We start from the raw sequence: 23,458 nt of genomic DNA on the forward strand, positions 1-23,458 counted from the left end.
TTACGGAGTTTCTCCGCGAACCTGTGAGGCATTCTCGGGGTCAAAGGAGTAGGCGCATTCAGTGGAGGAGCCGAGGCCATGAACAGGATCGCCGTCGCAGCCGCCCTCCTGCCTTTGGCCCTGGTCACCGCCGCCTGCGGTGCGGCGCCCGGGTCCGACACCTCCGCGAGCAGCACGCCCGCCGCGTCTTCGCCGGGCCCCGCTCCGGCGTCCCCGGACCCGTCCGTCTCCTCACCGGCCGTGACACCAGCGGTGACGCCCGTCGTGACGCCGTCCGGGCGGACCGTCCCGACGCCGGGCGAGACGGGCGGCGTCCCACCGGTCAGCCGGATGCCGACCGCCGGCGCGAGCGAACCGCCCGCGCCCGCGAGCACCAGGCGGGTCGCCGTCACGCGCTCCCCCGAGCGGCCGCCCGTGGTCACGGGGGCGCGGTTCGCCGCGCATCCCGGGTTCGACCGGGTCGTCATCGACCTGCGGGGCGCCAAGACCGGCTACAGCGTCGACTGGGTGCGCAAACTGTACGAGGACGGGTCGGGCAAGCTCGTGGACATCAAGGGCGGGGCGTACCTGCAGGTGATGCTCAAGCCCGCCAACGCCCACACCGAGAACGGCAGGCCGACCTTCCCCCGGACGCCCGTCCTGCGGCCCGGACTGCCGAACCTCCTCGGCGTCGTGCGCACCGGCGACTACGAGGGCGTCGTCACCGTGGCGCTCGTGCTGCGCGAGCGCGCCGGGTTCCGCGTCTTCGAGCAGTCCGACCCCGCCCGCCTGGTCATCGACATCGCCCACTGACGCCCGGCGTCTGCCCGCCGATCCGCGGGCCGGCCGGCGCGGACGGCGGAGCCGGTCGCGCACCCCCTTGGACGGAATTGGACATAGTTCTCATGTGCGCCTCCTAGACTGGCCGCGTGGTACGCAGAATCGCGGGCGCGACCCGCATCCCGGTCCCGGGTGGAAAGGTCATCGACGAGTACGTCGGACGGGTCAACACCGGCGACGACCAGGTGTCCATCGCCCACATGGTGGCTCCGGCGGGATGGGAGGAGCCCGCCCAGACGCCCGAGTTCACCGAGTACACCCTCGTGCTGCGCGGCACCGTCGTGGTCGAGCACGAAGGGGGCACGGCAGAGGTGCACGCCGGTGAGGCGATCACGACCCTGCCGGGCGAGAAGATCCGCTACACCGCCGGCCCCGAGGGCGCCGAGTACGTCGCGGTCTGCCTGCCCGCGTTCTCGCCCGACACCGTGAACCGCGACGAATGAGCCGGGGCTCCGGCAGACCACTCTCTAGGATGTTGCGATGACTCAGCAGCCCACACGTGACGGCATCCGCAAGGCCCCGAAGGTCCTCCTGCACGACCATCTCGACGGCGGCCTGCGGCCGCAGACGATCATCGACCTGGCCCGCGAGACCGGATACGACAGGCTGCCGAGCAAGGACGCCGACAACCTGCGCGAATGGTTCCGCGAGGCGTCCGACTCCGGGTCCCTCGAACGCTACCTGGAGACCTTCGACCACACCGTCGGGGTCATGCAGACGCGCGAGTCGCTGATCCGCGTCGCCGCCGAGTGCGCCGAGGACCTCGCCGACGACGGAGTCGTCTACGCCGAGGTCCGTTACGCCCCGGAACAGCACACCTCCGGCGGGCTCAGCCTCGACCAGGTGGTCGAGGCCGTTCTGGAGGGCTTCCGGGTCGGATCGGAGGGGCGCGGCATCCGGGTCGGCACGCTGCTGACCGCGATGCGCCACCAGGCGCGGTCCATGGAGATCGCCGAACTGGCCGTGCGCTACCGCGACGTGGGGGTCGCCGGGTTCGACATCGCCGGCGCCGAGGCCGGGTACCCGCCCACCCGCCACCTGGACGCCTTCGAGTACCTCCAGCGCGAGAACGCCCACTTCACCATCCACGCGGGCGAGGCGTTCGGGCTGCCGTCCATCTGGCAGGCCATCCAGTGGTGCGGCGCCGACCGGCTCGGGCACGGCGTGCGCATCATCGACGACATCCAGGTCGCCGAGGACGGCACCGCCAAGCTCGGCCGGCTCGCGGCCTACGTGCGCGACAAGCGCATTCCGCTGGAGATGGCCCCCACGTCGAACCTGCAGACCGGCGCGGCCTCGTCGCTCGCCGAGCACCCGATCGGCCTGCTGCGCCGCCTGTACTTCCGGGTCACCGTCAACACCGACAACAGGTTGATGAGTGACACCAGTGTGTCCCAGGAATTCGCCAACCTCGTCGAAACCTTCGACTACGGGTGGGACGATCTGCAGTGGTTCACGGTCAACGCCATGAAGTCGGCGTTCATCCCGTTCGACGAGCGGCTGGCGCTGATCAACGGTGTCATCAAGCCGGGCTTCGCGCAGCTCAAATGGCAGGCGTGAGCAGTACGCGGGAGGCGTTAGCGTGGTGACCGCCTGCTGAACGGAAAGGTAGCGGTGAGCGAGCGGTGAAGCCACAGGTCTTCCGGTCCAAGATCGCATGGGTGCTCGGCTGGGTGTGGATGGTGTTCGCCGCGCTGAACACGGCCGACCTGATCGCCCACGGCAGCATCCCGTCGGCGCTGGTCGCGGGCGCGGTGCTCGCGGTGCTCACCGCCGCCGTCTTCGTCGGCTGCCTGCGCCCGGCCGTCCTCGCCCGCGAGGACGGCATCTTCGTGCGCAACCCGCTGCGCAACTACTTCGTGCCGTGGAAGGCCATCGACGGCATCCACGTCTCGCACGCGATCATCATCGAGTCGGGCGACGACAGCGTGCGCTGCTGGACGCCGCAGGCGAGCGCCCGCGAGCGGGCCAAGGCCGTACGGCGCGGCACCGCCGGCGTCCCCGCCAAGGCCGGGCGCTACCCCAGCACCCAGCCCCAGCTCTCCAAGGCCGAGCACGCGGCGGCGCAGGCCATGGCCGGCCGCACGCATGCCGACTGGGTCGCCCAGCAGCTCACCGAACTGGTCGAGAAGAAGTCCCGCACCGCCGGCGAGCGGGCGCCCCTCACCGCCACCTGGTCCCCCTCGGCCCTCGGCGCCCTGGCCGCCGCCCTCATCCTGGTCATAGCCGCCCTCATCACCTCCTGACCACCGCGCCCCTGGTGCGGGGCCTTGCCCGCCGCTCGCCCGCCTTCTCTCCCCGCCGCCACCCGGTTCCCAAGGGCGCCGAGGCGGTGGGTCGTGGTACGGCGGCTCCGGCGCCCCCACTACGGTGGTCCACCGGTCTCCGAAGGTGTGGCGTGCCCGTCCCCGGTTCAGAGGCCGAGGGCGGTTGTGAGGTCGGACTTCAGGGCGTCCAGGTCTCGGGCGGCCTGCGTTCTGGCGTCGGGCACCGTGGTCGTGACCGGGACGACGACCTCCAGGTAGCACTTCAGCTTCGGCTCGGTGCCCGACGGGCGGACCACCACGCGGGCGTCGCCGTCCAGCCGGTAGCGCAGCCCGTCCGTCGGCGGCAGGCCGTCCACGCCCGCGCTCAGGTCTTCCGCCGAACCGACCGCCCGCCCGCCGAGCGCCTGAGGCGGCCGGGAGCGCAGCCGTTCCATCGCGGCGGCGATGAGCGACAGGTCGGCGACCCTGAACGAGAGCTGCGCGGTCGCGTGCAGGCCGTACCGCTCCGCCTGCTCGTCCAGCAGGTCCAGAAGCGTCTTGCCGTCCCGCTTGGTCCGCGCCGCCATCCCGGCGACGGTGAGGGCCGCGCCGATGCCGTCCTTGTCGCGCACGGGCAGCCCCTGGTCGGACCCGACGCTGTGGCCGAGCGCCTCCTCGTACCCGTAGACCAGCCCGTCGCCGGCCTTGACGATCCACTTGAAGCCGGTGAGCGTCTCGGCGTGGCGCACCCCGTGCGCTTCGGCGATCTTGCCGAGCAGGGACGAGGACACGATCGACTCGGCGACCAGGCGGTCCGGCGCGGTGGTGTGCTCGATGACGTACTCGCCGAGCAGCCCGCCGACCTCGTCGCCGGTCAGCATGCGAAAGCCGCCGTCCCGCGTGGGCACGCCCACGGAGCAGCGGTCGGCGTCCGGGTCGTTGGCGATGACCACGTCGGCGCCGGCCTTCTCGGCCAGCCGCAGCGCCAGGTCCATCGCACCCGGCTCCTCCGGGTTCGGGAAGGCCACCGTCGGGAAGTCGGGGTCAGGGGCGAACTGGGCCTCGACCACCGCGGGCGGCTCGAACCCGGCGACGGCGAAGGCTTGCAGCAGAAGCTCCCCGCCCACCCCGTGCATCGGGGTGTAGACGGTGCGCAGGTCGCGATCGTCCCCGATCGGCAGCGCGGTGATCGCGGCCAGGTACGGCTCGACGATGTCCGCCTCGCTCAGCGTCCGCCACTCCCGGCCCAGCGGCAGCCGGTCCACCGGGCCGACGGCGTCGATCGCCGCCGAGATCTCCACGTCGAGCGGCGGGACGATCTGGGCGCCGTCCCCCCAGTAGACCTTGTAGCCGTTGTCGCGCGGCGGGTTGTGCGAGGCGGTGACCATGACGCCGGCGTCGGCCCCAAGGTGCCGTACGGCGAAGGCGAGCACAGGGGTGGGCCAGTGGTGGCCCATCAGCGAGACGCGCAACCCCGCCCCGTTCAGCACCGCCGCCGAGTCGCGGGCGAACATGTCGGAGTTGTGCCGGGCGTCGTACCCGATCACGACGTGCCCGCCCGGCCCCAGCCGCGCGGCCAGCCCGGCGGCCGCCCGCATGACGGTCACGCGGTTCATCCGGTTCGGCCCCGCGCCCAGCTCGCCGCGCAGCCCGGCCGTGCCGAACTCCAGCTTGGCCCCGAACCGGTCCTGGAGCGCCGCGAGGTCGCCGCCGTCGAGGATCCGCCTGAGCTCCTCCCGGGTCTCTTGGTCGGGATCCTGCGCCAGCCACTCCTCCGCCCGCCGCACGAGATCGGACATCGAACCCCTTCGCTCGTATTTCTCAGAAACTATCCGGGGTCAGGCGTGGCCTCGCCGCCTCCGCGACACCGCTGGATCCGGTGTCACCGGGCGACCGTGCCGCCGCCCCGTGACAAGGTGCCTCGGTGACCAGGGGCCCCCGGGCGTGTCTAGCGCGTCCTCCGCGCCCGCCCCTGGGCGGCCCGGCCGCCCCGCCCAAGGTGCCCTACAGCTTGTTGACGACCTTGGCCAGCAGAACGCCCATGCGGGCCGCCGTGGCCCTGCCGACCTCCAGGACCTCCTCGTGGTTCAGCGGCTCGCCGGCCAGCCCGGCGCCCGGGTTGGTCACCAGCGAGATGCCCAGCACCTCGGCCCCGGCCTCGCGCGCGGCGACGGCCTCAAGGACGGTGGACATGCCGACCAGGTCCCCGCCCAGCGTCCGCAGCATGCGGATCTCCGCCGGGGTCTCGTAGGTCGGCCCGCGGAAGGCGACGTACACGCCCTCGGCCAGCGACGGGTCGGCCTCGCGCGCGAGCTCGCGCAGCCGCCGCGAGTAGACCTCGGTCAGGTCGATGAAGGTCGCGCCCGTGATCGGGTTGGCGCCGGTCAGGTTGATGTGGTCGCTGATCAGCACCGGGTCGCCGACGTCCTGCGTCTCGGGCCGCAGCCCGCCGGCCGCGTTGGTCAGCACGACCGTGCCCGCCCCGGCCGCGACGGCCGTCCGCACGCCGTGGACCACCGGCTCCACGCCCCGGCCCTCGTACAGGTGGGTGCGGCCCAGGAAGATGAGCGCCTTCCTGCCCGACTCGGTCTCGACCGCCCTTACCTTCCCGGCGTGGCCGGCCACCGACGGCGCGGCGAACCCCGGCACCTCGGTCACGTCGTGCTCGGCGATCGTCGTCCCGATGGCGTCGGCGGCCGGGACCCACCCCGACCCCATGACCAGCGCGACATCGAAGGACTCAACCCCGGTGAGGGCCTTCAGCACCCCCGCCGCCTCCGCGGCCAGTGAATAAGCGTCTTTGCTCACGCTCACCGAGGCTACAACCGGATTCCTCCCACCGACACACGCCGGTACCCGTGCACCCGCGCACGTGACCCGGGCCGCCGAGGCGAATCGGCGGAAGCCGAGGGACGTCAGTTCGAGGAAATGACCCCGATGACGTTCTCCGCGGGGATGGTGCCGTCGCCCAGAGACCTCTGGAAGGAGCGGGAGTCGATGGCCACCTCGCGGTTGTCACCCATGGTCCAGATGCGTCCCGGCGGCACCGTGACGGGACCGAAGCTCCGGTAGCCGGACGAGCGAGCGATGTAAGGCTCGTCCAGGGACTTCCCGTTCAGCTGTACCCGGCCGTCGTCATCGCAGCACCTCAGCGTGCTTCCCGGGACGCCGATGACCCGTGTGAGGAACGGCTTATTGAAGGACCAGCTGTCCGGCGCCCGGACCGCCACGACATCGCCCATTCTCGGGGTGTAGCCGTCGACCGTCTTCGCCGTGACCGTCGTCCCCACCTTGAGCGTCGGCAGCATCGCCTCACTGGTGACGTCGTAGACATGGTGTCCTGTGAGACCTGGCACCAGACCACAGGCGGTGGAGAGGCCGGCGACCAACAGCAAAGCCGGCCAGACCGGATGAAGGCGCGTCATGCCGCTCATCATGACGGATCACCCAGCAGCCGTGCGTTCCTCTTGCACCCGGTGGGGACGGTGAAGATATCGTCGGCCGATTCCGTTGTCGGCTGTGTTCCGAGTGGTGTGGTCGTTGGTGGCATTGCTCATCGTTCGATGCCGGGTGAACATCAGGCTTCAGGACAGGCGTACGAGGCATGGCGGTTGGGGGTGCAGCAGGTGATGTTGAGGGTGAGGAATCTGCCGGCTGTGAGCCAGATGCCCCATTGGACGTCCACGCCGCCGGTGAGTGATTCTTCGGCGTTGGCCAGGCGGGTGTCCAGGCCGATGTGGGCTTCGCCGGCCGGGTGGAGGAAGGACGGCTCGGCGGCCCTGTAGCGTTCGGCGAGCCAGGTCAGTGCCTCGGCGACGGTCTCGGGGGAGGCGTCGATCATGCTGGCGGGTTTGAGGAGCCAGTCGCAGGTTCGCATGGGAGGCAGCGGCGAGGCGCGGAACGCCGCGAGGTCGCCGGGAGGGAGTGGCGGGCGGCGTTCGCCTTCCCGGCGCTGGTCGTCGCCGATTCCCGTCCACGAGTAGCAGTGAAAGTGCATGAACGCCCCGTACGGTGAGGGTGGCTCCCGCCTGTCTGCGGCGGGCGGGAGCCACCCGGGGTGATGGTCTCGCTAGATGGTGGTCATGCCGGCGGTGCGCAGCTCGGAACCGCTGAAGCGGAGCGTCCCGGCATCCGGGTTCTTGCTGTCACGCAGGGCGAACGCGTCGTCCACGCCCGGAATGGGGGCCAACTCGACGCACGCCTCGCCCTCCTCGCCGGTGTTTCCGCCGCACATCCGGGTGAACGCGGCGCCGGTGAGGTCGCGGTCGTACAGATCGTCCATGTGCTGGTCTTCCTTTCTGGTCGAGGGGGTCCGTCCGGCGGGTCCGCCGGATGACCGGGGCCGGTGCCCCGGTCACCCGAGGCGCTTTTACGCAGGTGTTTCCGCGTGGCTGATGTCATAGTGGAGGAGCTTTGGGAGCGGTCCAACGAGAACGTTGATGGGGTGCGCATTCCCATCGATTCATCACGGGGAGTTGTTCATGCCGCGCGCGTGCGAGCCGGTCGTCCTCGACGAGTCGCCATGGCATCTACTGGGTGCTTATATGCGCCATTGGCGGGAGGAAGTGCGCAATATTTCGCAGCGTGAGCTGGCCAGGGCCGCCTTCGTCGATCAGGGCGAGCTGTCCAGGTGGGAACGTGGGCTCGCGCGTCCGCACGCCGATCACATCAAAGGGATTGATGATGCTCTGGGGGCTGAGGGGCGACTTGTAACGCTTCATGGGTTGGTTGTGGAAATCGACCGGCTACGTACACTCGCAACAAAGGAGAATTCCGACGAGGAGGTCGCCACGGAACGCCGACAGCTTCTGCGATTCGCCGCTACGAGCGCTGCCTTCGGAGCGTTCGGCATGCCAGGCGAACCCGTTCGCCGGCTTCTCAGCCTGTCTCTGAACCACGATTTCCGCAGCGTGGCAGAGTGGGAGGTGAGCTGCGCCGATCATCTGCACGCGCTGCGCACCCGGCCGCCCGCGCAGGTGGCCGCGGACCTGGCGATCGACCTGATGGCGGTGCGCAGGCAGTTGGATGCCTGCGCTCCCGCCGAGCTGACCGGGTTGCACCGCGTCACGGCCACGCTCTCGGCCATCCTCGCGAACGCGCTGACCCGCCGGGGTGATCACGGCGCCGCGATCCGTTGGTGGCGCACCGCCCGCCAGTCGGCCGACCTCTCCGGGGACTTCGGGCTCCGCCTGCTCGTACGTGGCGAGGAGGCAGGGCACGGACTGTACGGCCAGCGCGCCCCCGAGACCGTCCTCCGCCTGGTCGAGTCCGCCGAGCAGCTCGCCGGGAAGCCGAGCGTCGACTTCATGACCACGCGGGCGAAGGCGCTGTCCATGCTCGGCCGGCATGACGAGGCGAAGCACACCCTGCACGCACTTCTCCGGCTCGCCGAAACCGACAGCCCCTCCGACCCGTGGGGCTTCTGGAGTGCGAGTCAGGTTCACTTCGCGGAGAACTGGGTCCACGCTGGCGCCGGTGAGGAGGCCGCAGCGGCCAGAGCCCGCGATGACGTGCTCAGAATCACCCGGGACTACCAGTACAAAGCGAACATCGCCCTGCATGGAGCACTCTGCACGGTCGTTCAGGGCGGTACGGACGAAGGGGTGCGGCAGGCGGCGGGGACGATCGGCGGCATGTCTCCGGCGTACCGCAGCACCCACATCCTGGAGACAGGACGCATGGTGCTCCGCGCCGTGCCCATCGCCCAGCAAGCCCGCCCGGCGGTCATGGAGTTCCGTGAGGTCCTCGCCACCACCGGGGCCACGAAGCACGCCTGAACTCGACCACGATGACGCTTCGCCGACGGGTTCGGCCCGGGCGGCGCGACGTGCAGGAAGAGGCCCCGTGACGCCGGGCGCCACGGGGCCGGGGTCAGCGGCGCAGGGGTTTGAGCGCGACGTAGACGACGCCCGCGATGAGGAAGCCCGCCTCGAACGTGATGTCGCCCACTGCGGGGAACCGGCTCGGGACCAGGCCCACGTACAACTCCTGGTTGCAGAAGAGCCACACCGACAGCACCACGCCGGCGAGCATGGCGATCGGCCCCGCGGGGCTGCGGTGCGACCGGTCGTACAGGCGGGCCAGGGGCACCTCCCCGCGGCTCAGGTACTGGTCGGCCAGCACGACGGCCAGCCACGGGCCGATCCAGTACGAGATGACGAGCAGGAACGACTCGTACTTGTGGCCCGCGTCCTCAAGTCCGGTGAGGGCCACGACGAAGCCCACGACGCCGCACGCGACGGCGGTGAGCGCGCGGCGCATCGTGAGCGGGAGGCGCACGCCCATGGTGAGCAGGGACATCGCGCCAGAGTAGACGTTCAGCGCGTTCGCCGAGACGGCGCCGAGCGCGATGGCCAGCAGGGCCAGGCCGGCGATCAGGCCGGGCAAGTGCGAAGTGAAGGCGGTGGTGGGCTGCCCGAGGGCGTCGCCGCCGATGGTGACCGACGCCGCGCCCACCACCTCCAGCAGCACGCACGAGACGAACACGCCGAGCCCGGCCGCGAGCCCCACGGCCCGCTTGCCGGCGTCCGGCGGCAGGTAGCGGGTGTAGTCGGCGGCGTAGGGGTTCCAGCCGGCGGCGTACCCGAAGGTGGCGCCGACGGTGAGCAGGAACCCGCCGACTCCGCCGCCGCTGCCCGCGAACCCTGGGTCCGCCTTGGTCAGGATGATCGCCGACGCGACCAGGAAGATCACGGCGAGCACCGGGAAGGCGTACCGCTCGAACGCCTGCACCAGGTTGTGCCCGAAGAAGCCGAGCACCACCATCACCGCGACCACGACCACCAGGCACAGCCACGCCGGCAGCCCGGTCAGCGTGTTGAGCGCCAGCGCCCCGCTGACGCTGTTCACCGCGAACCAGCCGATGCCGGCCGCCACCGTGTTGAACGCCGAGGGCAGCAGATTGCCCCAGTACCCGAACGGCAGCCGCCCGAGCACCATCTGCGGCACTCCGGCCGCCGGGCCGCGCGCCGACAGCACGCCGTGCGACAGCGCGCCGAGCCCGGTGCCCACGGTGACCGCCAGCACGGCCTGCCAGAAGCTCAGCCCGAACGCGGCGACCGCCAGCACGCCGAGGAAGATGGTCGCGAATTCGAGGTTGGGGGACATCCACGTCCACAGCAGTTGCCGTGGCGCGCCGTGCCGGTCGGCCAGGGGGATGAACTCGACACCGCCGGGTTCCACCGCGGTGACCTTCGCGCCATAGTCGCCTTCGCGTACTGCGACGCCGGGGGGTTCCAGAACCGTCATACCGTGATCGCCTTCAGTTTCTCCATGAGGTATTCGTGCGCGATGACCGGAGGATGCGCGACCGTGCCGATCGGCGGCCCCAGGGACTCCACCTCCGCAAGGGGGTCGCACTCGTAGAAGTAGATGAGGGACACCAGTTCCTCGTCCGGGGCGCTCGGGTCGGGCGGCAGCACCCGGTGCCGCGTGGAGCGCCAGCGGTCGCCGGTCCAGAGGGCCAGCAGGTCGCCGATGTTGATGGTGAAGGAGTCCTCGGCGTACGGCGCGTCGATCCACTCGCCGTCCAGGGTGAACACCTGCAAGCCGCCGACGCCCTGCTGCCGGTCGAGGACGGTCACCGTGCCGAAGTCAGTGTGCGGGCCGATGCGGAACTGGCCGGGCTCGGGCGGGCCGACCTGCGACAGCGGCGGGTATCTGTTGATGTTCATCGTGTACGACGGGTGGCCGGCCCGCGAGGTGAAGAAGCCGTCCGGCAGGCCGAGCGCCGCCGCGCAGACGACCAGCAGCTCATCGGCCAGGGCGCGCATGCGGGCCAGATACTCGGTGACCAGGCTCCGAAGCTCGGGCACCTCCGGCGGCCACACGTTCCGCAGGAACCACTCGGCGTCGATCACCGGGTCGCCGATCGGGTCGTCGGCGCCCACCGCGAACGTTTCCTTCAGGTCCGGCGGGGTGGGAGTGCCCTCGGCGTACCCGTTGGCCTCCACGCCGGGCGGCAGCCAGCCCCGGCCGCCGACGGTGACGGCGTAGCGCCGCTTCACCTCCTCGGGCAGCGCGAAGAACCGTTTGGCCGCGGCCCGCACCCCGGCGCGCAGCTCCGGCGGCACCCCGTGGCCGGTGACGAGCAGGAAGCCGATTTCGCGCAGCGCCTGGTCGACCTGCCCCGCCACCTGGGCGCGATCGGCGGCGCCGCCCTGGAACCATGGGGTCAGATCGATGATCGGGACCGTCTTCATGGGTCATGAATCCTCTCCGATGTCCTCGTTCCACAGCGCCGGGTCGGCGGCGATGAACGCGGTCATCAGCTCGACGCATTCGGGGGAGTCCAGCACCGTGACGGACACGCCGTTCTCCGCGAGCCACTCGTGCTGCCCGGTGAAGGTGCGGCTCTCGCCGACGACGAGGCCGGTGATGCCGAACTGGCGGATAAGCCCGCTGCAGTACCAGCACGGGGACAGGGTGGTCACCATGGTGGTGCCCCGGTACGTCCGCTGGCGTCCCGCGTTCCGGAACGCCGCGGTCTCCCCGTGCACCGAGGGGTCGCTGTCCTGGACGCGGCGGTTGCGTCCCCGGCCGAGCAGGCGCCCGTCCGGGCCGAACAGGGCCGCGCCGATGGGAATGCCGCCCTCGGCGAGCCCCTTTCTGGCCTCCTCCAGCGCGATGGCGAGCATCGTGGCCGGGTCGGCGGCTTCGCTGGTCATGGGGCAACTATCTCCCGGGAGGCGCCCGGCGAGAACGGGCAGATCGTCCGTATTATGGCCACCTTCACCGGACAATCCGTAAAGCGGGTAGGTATGCCGCTCACGCTTCGCGAACTGCTGGCCTTCGACGTACTGCGCGAGGCCCGGCCGCGCATACTCGCGGGCGATGCATCGCTGGACCGCGTGGTGCGCTGGGTGCACTCCAGCGAGATCTACGAGATCGGGCCGTTGCTCACCGGGGGTGAGCTGCTGCTCACCACCGGGCTCGGGCTCGCGGGCACCGACGCGGGCGCCCGGCGGCACTACCTGCGCGAGATCGCGCAGCGAGGGGTTGCGGGGGTCGCGCTGGAACTCGGCCGTACCTTCCCCGAGACGCCGCGTGAGCTGGTGGAAGAGGCGCGGCGGCAGGAGCTGCCGTTCATCGCGCTGCACGCGGTGGTGCCGTTCATCCGGATCACCGAGCACGCCAACACGCTGATCGTCGACTACGCCAGCCGGCGGCTGCGCCTCGGGGACCGGGCCACCCGGGCGCTCAACGAGACGCTCATCGCGGGGGCCGGGGTGGCCGGGGTGCTCGCCACCGGGGCCGAGGTGATCGGGGCGCCGCTGGTGCTGGTGGCGGCGAGCGGGGCGCTGGTCGCCGCGCACGGTGTGGCGGGCGACCGGGAGGCGTGGCGGGCCGTGGAGCACGCCGCGTGCGAGACGCCGGTCACCCTCCACGGGGGGCCCTGGGGACGGCTGGTGGCGGGGCCCGGGTCAGCGCTGCCCGGCGAGGACCTGATGATCGCGCTGGAGCGGACGGCTGTCGCGCTGGCCCTGGCGATGCTACGCACCGGCAGCCCGCCGAGCGAGCGGGACCGGCAGGTGTCCGCGCTGCTGCGCGACCTGATCGAGGGCACCGCCGAGGCGGACGCGGCGGTGCGGGCCATGATGGCGGGGTTCCAGCTGCCGCCCGGCCACGTGCTGGTCGGGGTGGCCGCCGAAGCGGTGGAGACCGCGGCGGCGCTGGCCGTCGTCGACCGGGCCGCGCACATCCTGCACACCTCCGCGATCCGCGGCCGGGTGTCACGCCTGGTACTCGGCGCCTTGGCCGTCCCCCCTTCCCTGACGGACACGGTGGGCGCCGCCGCCCAGGCTTTGGAGGAGGCCTTGCGCCGGCTCAGCGCCACCCAGCTCCACGTCGCCGTGGGGCACCCCGCCGCGGACCTGACCGACCTCGGCCCCTCACTCCGCGACGCCCGGGCCGCCCTGGGCCTGCGCCGCGTCACTCCCGTCGTCACTACCCGCGCCCTGGCCCTGGACCTGGAACTCACCCGCCACTTCGACCCCTCCCACGCGGCGGACCTGGTCCGCCGCGCCATCAGACCCCTGGTCGACTGGGACCGCACCCACCGCACCGACCTGGTGACAACCCTGGAAACCTTCCTTCTCCACGGCTGCAGCCCCACCCGCACCGCCGCCGCCCTCCACCTGGGCCGCCAATCCTTCTACCAACGCCTCCACCGCATAGAAACCCTCCTGGGACACCCGATCACCGACCCCACCGTCCACACCGCCCTTCTACTGGCCACCACCGCCCACCGCCTCCTTCGCTGACCATCCAACAGACCCCGCAGGGCGCGTCGGCCGCCCGTGTGAGCGGCACGCGCAGGGAACGCAGGCCCGGCGAGCCCGTCACTGAGAACCGATGATCCCAACGACGTTCTCCACCGGGATGGTGCCGTCGCCCAGTGATCGTTGGAAGAACCGGGAGCCGACGGACATGCCTCGGTTGTCGCCCATGGTCCAGATGCGCCCTGGTGGCACCGTGACGGGGCCGAAGCTGAGGCCGCCCAACGCCGCGCGGGTCTTCTTCCTGGCGCGATGCAGCCGCGAGCGCACGGTTCCGATGGGTATGCCGAGAGAGAGGGCCACCTCCTCGTAGCTCAGATCGGCCCAGGCGATCAAGAGCAGGACCTCCCGGTCCTGCGGCGACAGCAGCGCGAGCGCCCCCGCGAGATCGCGCTGCGCCGCCGATGCGGAGACGCGGGCCTCGACCCGGTCGGCGTAGCTCTCCGCCACCTCATCGACGCCGGTCCTGGCCAAGGCGAGATAGAACCGCACCTCCGTGCGGCGGTGCTCGCCGATCAGGTTGGCCGCGATCCCGTACAGCCAGGGGCGGGCATTGGGATGGCGGGCGTCGTAACGGTCGCGGCGCCTGAAGGCGGCCAGGAAGGTGTCCGCCACGACGTCGTCGGCCAGTGAATCGCCCAGCCGCCGGGTTACATAACGGTGCAAAGCGGGCGCGTGCCGGTCGAACAGGGCCCCGAAGGCCGCTGGATCGCGTCTGGACCGCTGGATCAGCTCCGCATCCTCCAGAATCGCTTCGGCTGTCAAGCCTGTGCTCCGTTCCTCGGTGTGGTCACCCTCTTTCACCCGAACCCCGGGCGGCGGTTCTCGCCCCGCCGCCGGCGCATCCCCCACCTGTGGCGGGAGGTGAAGAGCGCTGCCACACTTCCCCGGTGACTTCACTCCCCCTCGCTCCGCCGAGAGCGGTGATCGCCGCGCGGCGTCACCGGTTCGGCGCGAGCCTCATCGATGGGCTGATCCTGACCGTGTCCGGGGTCGCCGTCCGCGCCGTGGCGTTGAGCGGTTCCGCGCCGGACGGCGGCGAGCAGGCCGCCGGGTCCGGTTGGCTCGACTTCTGGTTCGCCAACCCCTACGCCGGAAACCCGTTGTGGTACCTCGACGTCGCGGTGGCCATCATCTATTTCCTGTACTTCTGGATCTGTCACGCCTACTGGGGACAGACCATCGGAAAGCGGCTGTGCCGGCTGCGGGTCGTCCGTGCTGACGGCAACCCTCTGACGCTGTCCCAAGCCGGAGTGCGCTCTGCCCTCTCCGCGGCGGGGACCTTGGCGCCCTACGTTGGGCTGCTCTTCTCGCTGGTGGACGGCCTGTGGATCTTCGGTCCGAGTAAGAGGTGCCTGCATGACGTCGTGGCGGGCACCGTCGTGGTCGATCTGAAGGCCGTGGCGGGGGAGACCGGCGGTCGCTCGGGTCGCCCCCTCGTCCTCACCATCGGGTTGCTGGTGATCGCCTTGCCGTTCGCGTGGTTCCTCTGGATCGCCTGGAGCTGACGGCCGGGGCGGGAGGTCAGGGCCCCGTGGTACCGGGCGAAACGCGTATTGCGTAACGTTCGTCAGGAAATGGGATTTCGGTGGCGAGGCAGGCGGTCGGAGGGCGCGGGCATGGGTGAGCTGGTCGAGCGGGCGGCGAAGCTGGACGCCGAGGACCCCTTGCGGCGGGTCCGGGACGAGTTCGACCTGGACCCCGAGGTCGTCTACCTGGACGGGAACTCGCTTGGAGCGCCGCTGCGCCGAGTGGCCGAGCGGGTCGAGCAGGTCGTCCGCGAGCAGTGGGGCCGCAGGCTGATCAGGTCGTGGCCCGAGGGCTGGTGGACGGCGCCGGAACGGGTGGGGGAGAAGATCGCCCCGCTGGTCGGCGCCGCGCCGGGCCAGGTGGTCGTGGCCGACTCGACCAGCGTGAACCTCTTCAAGGCGCTGGTCGCCGCCGTGCGGATGGCCCCGGGACGGCGCGAGATCGTCGTGGACGCCGCGACCTTCCCGACCGACGGGTACATCGCCGAGTCGGTGGCCGAGCTGACCGGCACGGTGCTGCGTCCCGTCCTGCCCGACGCCCTCGACGAGGCGCTCGGCGACCAGACCGCGGTGGTCCTGCTCAACCACGTGGACTACCGGACCGGGCGGCTGTACGACATGGCGGCCGCCACGGCGAAGGTCCACGCGGCCGGGGCGAGGATCGTGTGGGACCTGTGCCACAGCGTCGGCGTGCTGCCCATCGCGCTGGACGCGCTGCGGGTGGACCTCGCCGTCGGCTGCACCTACAAGTTCCTCAACGGCGGCCCCGGGTCGCCCGCCTTCATCTACGTGCCGAACCGCCTGCAGGCGCAGTTCCGCCAGCCGCTTTCCGGCTGGGGCGGGCACCGCGACCCCTTCGCGATGGACGCCCGGTACGAGCCCGCGCCCGGCATCGCCCGCGCCCGCGCCGGCACTCCCGACATCCTCTCGCTGCTGGCCCTGGACGCCGCGCTGGACGTCTGGCGGGAGGTCGACCTGGCGGACGTGCGCGCCAAGGGGCTCGCGCTGACCGAGTTCTTCATGGACTGCGCGGACGAGCTGCTCGGTGGCGCCGTCGAGGTGGTGACCCCGCGCGACGACCGGCGCGGCCACCAGGTGTCCCTGCGCCACCCGGACGCCGAGACGCTGGTCGCCGAGCTGACCGCCCGGGACGTCATCGGCGACTACCGCACCCCCGACATCCTGCGCCTCGGCTTCGCCCCCCTGTACGTCCGCTATGAGGACGCCCTGGAGGCCGCGACAACCCTCGCGGCCCTCCTCGCCAGGTCAGGCTGAGCGACGGGTCAGCCGCCGATGGAGGTGCAGGGGCGGGTGCGGAGGTCGGCGACGTAGTCGTCCGGGGCGCCCGCCTTCTCGGCGGCGTCCGCCAGGATGCCGAGGTAGCGGGCCGAGGGCAGGCCGCCCTCGTAGTCGTTGAGCACGTAGAACCAGGCGACGACCTCGCCGTCCAGGGTGGCGACGCGCAGGCGGACCTTGTGGTAGAGGCCGAGCACGGCGCCCTCCCACTGGTCCAGGGAGGTCTCGTCCCACTCGGGCACGTCGTAGAGGACGACGAAGACGTGCTCGTCGGGGTCCTCGGCGATCGTGGCGAGCGCGCCCTCCCAGCCGACGTCCTCTCCACCGAAGGTCAGGCGCCAGCCTTGCAGCCAGCCCGTCCCGCGCATGGGCGAATGAGGAGCCCGCTGAGCCATCTGCTTCGGGTCCATGTTGCTGCCATAGGCGGCGTAAACCGGCACGGCACACAAGACTAATCCAAGATCGGCGCGCGGAACCGGCCTCGCGGTTTCAACACGCGCGAGATCGTGGCCGACCAGCGCCGTTCTTCCGGTGATCGACACCAGGACCGCGGATTCATAGGGGTTTCCGGGGCTAATCAACCTTTTTTACTGGTCTTCGAGGGTTTAGGCCGGGTATTGCATGCCTCGCACTGCTCGTCATGCGGGACAATGGGGTACGTGACGAGGATTGTGATCATTGGTGGCGGGCCCGGCGGTTACGAGGCGGCGCTGGTCGGCGCCCAGCTCGGAGCCGAGGTCACCGTGGTCGAACGCGACGGCCCCGGCGGCGCCTGCGTGCTCACCGACTGCGTGCCGTCCAAGACCATGATCGCCACATCCGTTCGCAAGCAGGCCCTGCTGGACGCCTCCTCCCTCGGCGTGAACTTCACCGGCGGCCCCGACGGCGACGTCGGCGGCGTGCGGGCCGACATGCCGCTGGTCAACAAGCGTGTCAAGGAGCTGGCCGCCCACCAGTCGGCCGACATCGCGGCCCGCCTCGCCGCCGAGGGCGTCCAGGTCGTCCAGGGCGCCGGACGGCTGGTCGACCCGCAGGTCGTCCGGGTCGGCGACCAGACCATCAGGGCGGACGTCGTCATCGTCGCCACCGGCGCCACCCCGCGCGTCCTGCCGGGAGCCGAACCGGACGGGGAGCGGGTGCTCAACTGGCGACAGCTCTACGACCTTCCCGAGCTGCCCGAGCACCTCATCGTCGTCGGGTCGGGCGTCACCGGCGCCGAGTTCGCCGGCGCCTACCGCTCGCTCGGGTCGGAGGTCACGCTCGTCTCCTCCCGCGACCGGATGATGCCGAACGAGGACGCCGACGCGGCCGAGGTGCTGGAGGAGGTCTACCGGCGCCGCGGCATGAACGTCATGGGCAAGTCCCGCGCCTCGTCGGTCAAGCGCACCGAGGACGGCGTGGTCGTCACCCTGGAGGACGGCCGGACGGCGGAGGGCAGCCACTGCCTGATGACCGTCGGCATGGTCCCGAACACCTCAGGCATCGGCCTTGAGGGAGCCGGCGTCACGCTGGACCGCAACGGCTTCGTGCAGGTCGACAAGGTCTCGCGCACTTCCGCCCCCGGCGTCTACGCCGCCGGCGACTGCACCGGCGTGCTGATGCTGGCCTCGGTGGCGGCCATGCAGGGCCGCATCGCCGTGTGGCACGCGCTCGGCGAGGCCGTGCAGCCGCTGCGCCTGGCCACCGTCGCCTCGACGATCTTCACCGACCCCGAGATCGCCGCCGTCGGCATCGCCGAGCGGCAGATCCAGGCCGGCGAGGTGGAGGCGAACATCGTCAAGCTGCCCCTGGCCACCAACGCCCGGGCCAAGATGCAGGGCTTCAACGACGGTTTCGTGAAGCTCTTCTGCCGGCCGAACACCGGCATCGTGCTCGGCGGGGTCGTCGTCGCCCCGCGCGCCTCGGAGCTGATCCTCGCGGTGTCGCTCGCCGTCCAGCACCGGCTCACCGTGGACCAGATCGCCCACACCTTCGCGGTCTACCCCTCGCTCGCCGGCTCGATCACCGAGGCCGCCCGCCGCCTGATGCTCCCCGGCGCGACCATCATCTGATCCGCCCCGCCCCGCCTCACGCCGTCGCCTCGCCCGTCCAGGTGGGCGCGCAACGGGTCCGGTTCGGCGGCGAGGCGCGTCGGGTCCGGCAAGGAGTCGCCCGGGGCGGCTGCGGCCAGGTCGAATCGGCTCAGGCCAGATCAGGCCAGATCGGGCTACGTAAGGCCAGATCGGCCAGGTCAGGTGAGGCGGGAGCGGACGCGGGTGAGGGCCTCGTGGCCGTGGTGGAGGGCCGCCGCGACCCCGGCCAGCTCGGGCTCGGAGCGGGCGTTGGTCAGGGAGTGCTTGGCGGCCTCGTAGGCGTCCAGCGCGCGCCGCCAGTCCTGGTCCACGCTGCCGGTGTTCATGTGGTTGATCTTGTAGTCGAAGTCGAGCGCGTCGATCTCCTCGCCCAGCCTGATCACGTTCTCCTCCGCGGCGCGCCGGGCGTTGGCGAACCGCGCAGCCCGCTCGACCCTGCGCCGGTGCGACAGGCCCCAGAAGATCAGGGTCAGACTCAGCCCCACGCCGCTGAGGATCACCAGGACCAGGCCCAGCCCGCCCTTGCCCCGGGAGGCCGCCGGCTGCCCGAAGTCGGACGCACCGCTGTCACCGGCGTCCTCGGGCAGGTCCTCGGTGCTGCCCTTCGCGTCGCTGGGGACGTCCTTGGGCTCGCCGAGCGCCCCGGTCAGGTCGAGGTCGTCGGCCTGCGTGAAGGACGCCTGCTCGACCGTCGCCCCGTGCAGGTCGGCGCCGTCCATCTCGGCCTGGGTGAACTCGGCCTCGCTGAGGTTGGCCCCCTTGAACACCGCGAACTGGAGCTTGGCCTGCCCCAGCTTCGCCTCGTGCATCTTGGCCTTGGTGAAGTCGGCGTTCCTGGCCTGCAACTGGCCGAGGGTGGCCTCGTTGAGATCGGCGCCGGAGAGCTTGGCGTCGGTCAGGTTGGCCTGGGTCATCTCGGCCCGAGCCATGACCGCGCCGGTGAGGTCGGCGTGCGGCAGTTCGGCCTGGCCGGCGTCGGCGTCGGTGAGCACGGCGTTCCTGAGGGTCGCGTGCTTGGCGTGGAGCTGGCCGAGGTCGGCGTTGGACAGGTCGGCGCCGGTCAGGTCGGCGTACTCCAGGTGCGCCTGGGTGAAGTCGGCCTCCTTCATGGAGGCGTTGCGCAGGATCGCCCCGGACAGGTCCTTCTGGGTGAAGTCCACCTCGTCCAGCTTGGCGTTCGTCAGGTCCGCGCAGCGCAGGTCCTCCGGAAGGGCGGCCCCATCGGTGAAGTCCTTGCCGCGGAGCTTCACCCCGGACCCGGGCTTGCAGGGCGCCGCCAGCGCTGTGTGCGCTGCCGTGGCGGCGGCCGGGGATGCCGCCGACGCCGGCACGGCGGGGACGGCGAGAACGAACAGCCCGGACATCAGGGCCAGGGGGATGGAACGACGCAACGCAAGCCTCCTCGACAACTGAGCCGAGTGTGGCAGGTGATCATATACGGGGGGTTGCACCCACCTTGCAGATCGCTTTCGCGTGCACCGGTGCCCCGCCGTACGACGGCGCCGGCATCGCCGTCCCACGACCCGCCGCCCCGGCGCCGACCACACTCAGCACCACACAGGCGAGATGAGCGGCCCTCGCGCCAGTGGCTGAGCGCCGCGCGAGGTGGGCGGTGCGCGGGGAAACAGCTCCGCCGCCCGAGCCGGGGCTCTGTGTCGGTGGGGCGGGGGTTGTCGGTAGCCGGTGCCGAGGGTGCGGGCAAGGGGAGAGCCCCGGCCGTGTGTGGCCGGGGCTCTGTCTTGGAAGGGGGTTACCAGTCGCCGCCGCCGCCGAAGTCGCCGCCGCCGAAGTCGCCACCGCCACCCCAGTCGCCGCCACCTCCGAAGTCGCCACCGCCACCGCCGCCGCCCCAGTCGCCGCCGCCGGACTCGGCGCCCTGGGCGAAGCCGGCGTCGTACCCGGCCCCGTAACCGCCGCCGCCCCAGCCGCCGAAGGATCCGCCGAGCATGGTGCCGATGAGCATGCCGGTCATCAGGTCGCCGCCGAAGCCGCCGTAGTAACCGGAGGCGTAGGGGGCGTACGCGGGACCCGCGTCCCAGTAGGGACGGCGCTGGCCGTCGACCATGACCTCGCGCATGTGCGGGTCGAAGCCCTGCTCCACGCGCTGCGCGTCGGCGGCGCAGGCGGGGACGTCGCGCGGGGCGCCGCCGGGCGGGGCCCACAGGACGTCGCGCGCGGACGGGCCGTGCTGCGGGTTGAAGAAGCAGGGGGCGCGCCGCTCGGGGAGCGGCTCGTTGTTCACCCGGGCCTTGACGCACGCGAGGGCGTAGCGGCCCTCTTCGAGGGCGGTGGTCACGCCGCGCAGGTCGTCCGCGCGCTTGACCGCGGCCAGCTCGTTCTTGGCCCGCTCGTAGGCGTCCAGGGCCTGCTGCCAGTCGCCGCTGGTCTTGGCCTGGTTGTCCGACACCTTGACGTCGAGGTCCAGCGCGGTGATCTCCTCGCCGAACTTGGTGACGTCCTCCTCGACGGTCTGCTTGACCTGGGCGAGCTCGGCGGCCTCGCGGGCCTCGCGCTTGCGCTTCTTGCTGCGGGAGATGAAGAAGATGCCGAGGCCGCCCACGACGGCCAGGACCAGGATGCCGATCAGCACCCCGCCGCCGCCACCGCCGCCCGCGGCGCTGCCGGCCTTGAGCGCGCCCTTGGTGTCGCCGCTCGCCGCCTTGTCGACCCGGTGGACGAAGTCCTCCATGCCGGAGACGACGTCCTTGTTGTTGCTGGTGGCCGCGGTGGCGAGCTGGCCCGCCAGGCCCGTCTTGCGGATCGCGCTCGACCCGGCGAACAGCGTGGTGCCGTCCAGGACGGCGACCGTGGCGCGCGGACGGCCCTCGGCGGCGAGGGCCCGGCCGAGCGCGGTGATCAGCGGGCCCGCCGAGGCGCTGTCGGTGACGGTGCCGTCGGCCAGCGCGGCGACGTAGATCTTGCTGTCGGCGCCCTTGAGGGTCTTGCGGATGTCCGAGAGCTGGCTGGAGCTGAGCGAGACGCCGGGGGCGACGTAGAGGGGGTCGCCCGTCTTCCAGGCGGCGATGATCGTGTCGGGATTCGGGGGGGCCGCGGCCTGTGCCGCGTGCGGCAAGGCGAACAGCGTCAGCAGTCCGGCCAGCACGGCCACGAACGTGGCAGTGGCGCGGCGCATCGTATGAGTGGTCACGGCTTTATGCCTCCTTCGTCCTACAGGACGAATGGCGGGTCGTCTGAGTTCCTCGGTACGCCACCGTATCTCCACGCGTACGCGAAGTCGCGACAGACGCGTACGCGAATGATCTCCTCGCGCATGCGACATCGCGACAGGCGCGTACGTGAGACACCTCCTCGCGCATGCGATGGCGTCTCCTCGCGCATGCGGTGGCACGTCTTCTCGCGCATGCGACGTCGCTGGAGACGCGTACGAGCCGTCGCCGGAGACGCGTGTCGAGACCGCCGGGGCGCGGGGTCAGGCGTCCTTGATCTCGCAGATGGCCGCGCCCGCCGTGACCGTCTGGCCGACGGCCGCCACCAGGCCGGTGACCACGCCGGCCTTGTGCGCGGTGAGGGGCTGCTCCATCTTCATGGCCTCCAGCACCACGACCGTGTCGCCGGCCTGCACGACGTCGCCGTCGGAGGCCGCCACCTTCACGATCGTGCCCTGCATCGGGCTGACCAGCGAGTCGCCGGTGGTGGCGGCGGCCGCCGCGCCCTTGCCGCCGGCGCGGCGGGACGGCTTCTTCGGCGCGGCCTGGCGTGTCATCGCCGAGGCGGCGGGCAGCACGACCTCCAGCCGCTTGCCGCCGACCTCCACGACCACCCGCTCGCGCTCGACCGGCTCCTCGGCGGCGCTCTCCCCGGCGTACGGCTCGATCGTGCCGGTGAACTCGGTCTCGATCCACCGGGTGTGCACCGAGAACGGCTCGCCGGTGAAGGCAGGGTCGGACACGACGGCCCGGTGGAACGGCAGGACGGTGGGCATGCCCTCGACGACGAACTCCTCCAGCGCGCGGCGCGAGCGGGCCAGGGCTTCCTCGCGGGTGCGGCCGGTGACGATCAGTTTGGCGACCAGCGAGTCGAACGACTGGGGCACCGTCATGCCGGCCTCGTAGCCGGCGTCCAGGCGCACGCCGGGGCCGGCGGGGGCGCGCAGCGTGGTCAGCGTGCCCGGCGCCGGGAGGAAGTTGCGGCCGGCGTCCTCGGCGTTGATGCGGAACTCGATGGAGTGGCCGCGCACCTCAGGGTCGCCGTACCCGAGGGGCTCGCCGTCGGCGACGCGGAACATCTCGCGCACCAGGTCGATGCCGGTGACCTCTTCGCTGACCGGGTGCTCGACCTGCAGCCGGGTGTTGACCTCCAGGAAGGAGATCGTGCCGTCCTGGCCGACCAGGAACTCGCAGGTGCCCGCCCCGACGTAGCCGGCCTCTTTCAGGATCGCCTTGGAGGAGGAGTACAGCAGATCGAGCTGCTCGCCGGACAGGAACGGGGCCGGGGCCTCCTCGACGAGCTTCTGGTGGCGCCGCTGCAGCGAGCAGTCGCGCGTGGAGACCACCACGACGTTGCCGTGCCGGTCGGCGATGCACTGGGTCTCGACGTGCCGGGGCCGGTCGAGGTAGCGCTCGACGAAGCACTCGCCGCGCCCGAACGCCGTGACGGCCTCGCGCACGGCCGACTCGTACAGGTCGGGGATCTCCTCCATCGTGCGGGCGACCTTCAGGCCGCGCCCGCCGCCGCCGAAGGCGGCCTTGATCGCGATGGGCAGGCCGTGTTCGGAGGCGAAGGCGACGACCTCCTCCACGCCCGACACCGGGTCGGGGGTGCCGGCCACCAGGGGGGCGCCGACGGCCTGGGCGATGTGCCGGGCCGCGACCTTATCGCCGAGCGCGGTGATCGCGGACGGCGGCGGCCCGATCCAGGTGAGGCCGGCGTCGATCACGGCCTGGGCGAACTCGGCGTTCTCCGCGAGGAAGCCGTAACCGGGGTGGACGGCGTCGGCTCCGGAGTCGGCGGCGACGCGCAGCAGCTTGCCGATGTCGAGGTAGGTCTCGGCGGGCGACTGCCCGCCCAGCGCGTACGCCTCGTCGGTCATGCGCACGTGCAGCGCGTCGAGGTCTTGGTCGGCGTAGACCGCGACGCCGGTGAGGCCCGCGTCCTTGCACGCCCTGGCAATCCGCACTGCTATCTCGCCACGATTGGCGATCAGGACCTTCCGCACCGAGGTCGTCCCTTTCCTCCAGAGGCCTTGCGCGCCTTCAACG

Annotated in this window: 22 protein-coding genes; 9 read left to right on the top strand and 13 right to left on the bottom strand. The window is 71.5% G+C overall.

Going from position 1 to position 23,458, the window contains the following annotated elements; all coding sequences use genetic code 11:
- Positions 1-78: 78 nt before the first annotated feature.
- From ACWEN6_RS03835 to ACWEN6_RS03850, 4 genes are all read left to right on the top strand, one after another.
- Positions 79-792: an AMIN-like domain-containing (lipo)protein gene (locus tag ACWEN6_RS03835; protein ID WP_452568823.1), complete on the top strand. Its 714-nt coding sequence runs from the start codon at positions 79-81 to the stop codon at positions 790-792.
- Between the two features lie 116 nt (positions 793-908).
- Entirely contained in the window at positions 909-1,262 is a 354-nt protein-coding gene (locus ACWEN6_RS03840) for a cupin domain-containing protein (protein ID WP_452568824.1), read from the top strand.
- 37 nt (positions 1,263-1,299) lie between these two features.
- The gene (locus tag ACWEN6_RS03845) at positions 1,300-2,379 is read left to right on the top strand and encodes an adenosine deaminase (protein ID WP_354837307.1); all 1,080 of its coding nucleotides are present in this window, start codon (positions 1,300-1,302) and stop codon (positions 2,377-2,379) included.
- Between the two features lie 65 nt (positions 2,380-2,444).
- On the top strand, positions 2,445-3,065 hold the full coding sequence (locus ACWEN6_RS03850) for a PH domain-containing protein (RefSeq protein ID WP_354837306.1): 621 nt from the start codon (positions 2,445-2,447) through the stop codon (positions 3,063-3,065).
- Positions 3,066-3,232: 167 nt separating this feature from the next.
- Here the strand turns inward: ACWEN6_RS03850 and ACWEN6_RS03855 are convergent, their stop codons facing one another.
- The 5 genes from ACWEN6_RS03855 to ACWEN6_RS03875 form a co-directional block, all read right to left on the bottom strand.
- On the bottom strand, positions 3,233-4,864 hold the full coding sequence (locus ACWEN6_RS03855) for a phospho-sugar mutase (protein ID WP_452568825.1): 1,632 nt from the start codon (positions 4,862-4,864) through the stop codon (positions 3,233-3,235).
- 205 nt (positions 4,865-5,069) lie between these two features.
- Positions 5,070-5,873 (bottom strand): purine-nucleoside phosphorylase, encoded by an 804-nt coding sequence (locus tag ACWEN6_RS03860; RefSeq protein WP_354923541.1) that lies wholly within the window; start codon positions 5,871-5,873, stop codon positions 5,070-5,072.
- A 107-nt stretch (positions 5,874-5,980) separates the two neighbouring features.
- Complete coding sequence (gene lepB, locus ACWEN6_RS03865; RefSeq protein WP_452568826.1) at positions 5,981-6,502, bottom strand: signal peptidase I; 522 nt, start codon at positions 6,500-6,502, stop codon at positions 5,981-5,983.
- 140 nt (positions 6,503-6,642) lie between these two features.
- A complete protein-coding gene (locus tag ACWEN6_RS03870; protein WP_452568827.1) occupies positions 6,643-7,062 on the bottom strand; it encodes a hypothetical protein in 420 nt (139 codons plus the stop codon).
- A 72-nt stretch (positions 7,063-7,134) separates the two neighbouring features.
- Positions 7,135-7,347, bottom strand: coding sequence for a DUF397 domain-containing protein (locus ACWEN6_RS03875; protein ID WP_452568828.1), 213 nt, complete (start codon positions 7,345-7,347; stop codon positions 7,135-7,137).
- A gap of 199 nt (positions 7,348-7,546) precedes the next feature.
- On the opposite strand from ACWEN6_RS03875, the gene ACWEN6_RS03880 reads away from it, so the two are divergent.
- The gene (locus ACWEN6_RS03880) at positions 7,547-8,842 is read left to right on the top strand and encodes a helix-turn-helix domain-containing protein (protein WP_452568829.1); all 1,296 of its coding nucleotides are present in this window, start codon (positions 7,547-7,549) and stop codon (positions 8,840-8,842) included.
- A gap of 94 nt (positions 8,843-8,936) precedes the next feature.
- On the opposite strand, the gene ACWEN6_RS03885 is transcribed toward ACWEN6_RS03880, so the two are convergent.
- Genes ACWEN6_RS03885 through ACWEN6_RS03895 form a run of 3 tightly spaced genes read right to left on the bottom strand, consistent with a single transcriptional unit; the run spans position 8,937 to position 11,731 of the window.
- Positions 8,937-10,313, bottom strand: a complete 1,377-nt coding sequence (locus tag ACWEN6_RS03885) for a purine-cytosine permease family protein (RefSeq protein ID WP_452568830.1) — start codon at positions 10,311-10,313, stop codon at positions 8,937-8,939.
- Positions 10,310-11,266, bottom strand: coding sequence for an isopenicillin N synthase family dioxygenase (locus ACWEN6_RS03890; protein ID WP_452568831.1), 957 nt, complete (start codon positions 11,264-11,266; stop codon positions 10,310-10,312). The genes ACWEN6_RS03885 and ACWEN6_RS03890 overlap by 4 nt, the downstream gene beginning before the upstream one ends.
- 3 nt (positions 11,267-11,269) lie before the next feature.
- Positions 11,270-11,731, bottom strand: coding sequence for a nucleoside deaminase (locus tag ACWEN6_RS03895; RefSeq protein WP_452568832.1), 462 nt, complete (start codon positions 11,729-11,731; stop codon positions 11,270-11,272).
- Positions 11,732-11,824: 93 nt separating this feature from the next.
- On the opposite strand from ACWEN6_RS03895, the gene ACWEN6_RS03900 reads away from it, so the two are divergent.
- Complete coding sequence (locus tag ACWEN6_RS03900; RefSeq protein ID WP_452568833.1) at positions 11,825-13,327, top strand: PucR family transcriptional regulator; 1,503 nt, start codon at positions 11,825-11,827, stop codon at positions 13,325-13,327.
- Between the two features lie 78 nt (positions 13,328-13,405).
- Here the strand turns inward: ACWEN6_RS03900 and ACWEN6_RS03905 are convergent, their stop codons facing one another.
- The gene (locus ACWEN6_RS03905; RefSeq protein ID WP_452568834.1) at positions 13,406-14,107 is read right to left on the bottom strand and encodes a sigma-70 family RNA polymerase sigma factor; all 702 of its coding nucleotides are present in this window, start codon (positions 14,105-14,107) and stop codon (positions 13,406-13,408) included.
- Positions 14,108-14,232: 125 nt separating this feature from the next.
- Between ACWEN6_RS03905 and ACWEN6_RS03910 the strand changes: the two genes are divergently transcribed.
- Together ACWEN6_RS03910 and kynU are read left to right on the top strand one after the other, a co-directional pair.
- Positions 14,233-14,850, top strand: coding sequence for an RDD family protein (locus ACWEN6_RS03910; RefSeq protein WP_452568835.1), 618 nt, complete (start codon positions 14,233-14,235; stop codon positions 14,848-14,850).
- 111 nt (positions 14,851-14,961) lie between these two features.
- Positions 14,962-16,146 (top strand): kynureninase, encoded by a 1,185-nt coding sequence (kynU, locus tag ACWEN6_RS03915; protein ID WP_452568836.1) that lies wholly within the window; start codon positions 14,962-14,964, stop codon positions 16,144-16,146.
- Positions 16,147-16,154: 8 nt separating this feature from the next.
- On the opposite strand, the gene ACWEN6_RS03920 is transcribed toward kynU, so the two are convergent.
- Complete coding sequence (locus tag ACWEN6_RS03920) at positions 16,155-16,607, bottom strand: gamma-glutamylcyclotransferase (protein WP_354837279.1); 453 nt, start codon at positions 16,605-16,607, stop codon at positions 16,155-16,157.
- A 219-nt stretch (positions 16,608-16,826) separates the two neighbouring features.
- On the opposite strand from ACWEN6_RS03920, the gene ACWEN6_RS03925 reads away from it, so the two are divergent.
- On the top strand, positions 16,827-18,218 hold the full coding sequence (locus tag ACWEN6_RS03925; protein ID WP_354837277.1) for an NAD(P)H-quinone dehydrogenase: 1,392 nt from the start codon (positions 16,827-16,829) through the stop codon (positions 18,216-18,218).
- A gap of 179 nt (positions 18,219-18,397) precedes the next feature.
- On the opposite strand, the gene ACWEN6_RS03930 is transcribed toward ACWEN6_RS03925, so the two are convergent.
- The 3 genes from ACWEN6_RS03930 to ACWEN6_RS03940 form a co-directional block, all read right to left on the bottom strand.
- A complete protein-coding gene (locus ACWEN6_RS03930) occupies positions 18,398-19,630 on the bottom strand; it encodes a pentapeptide repeat-containing protein (RefSeq protein WP_452568837.1) in 1,233 nt (410 codons plus the stop codon).
- 359 nt (positions 19,631-19,989) lie between these two features.
- Positions 19,990-21,387 (bottom strand): hypothetical protein, encoded by a 1,398-nt coding sequence (locus ACWEN6_RS03935; RefSeq protein ID WP_452568838.1) that lies wholly within the window; start codon positions 21,385-21,387, stop codon positions 19,990-19,992.
- Positions 21,388-21,669: 282 nt separating this feature from the next.
- Positions 21,670-23,415, bottom strand: coding sequence for an acetyl/propionyl/methylcrotonyl-CoA carboxylase subunit alpha (locus ACWEN6_RS03940; RefSeq protein ID WP_354923501.1), 1,746 nt, complete (start codon positions 23,413-23,415; stop codon positions 21,670-21,672).
- Between the last annotated feature and the right edge of the window lie 43 nt (positions 23,416-23,458).

The organism is Sphaerisporangium sp. NPDC004334 (genome assembly GCF_053602655.1).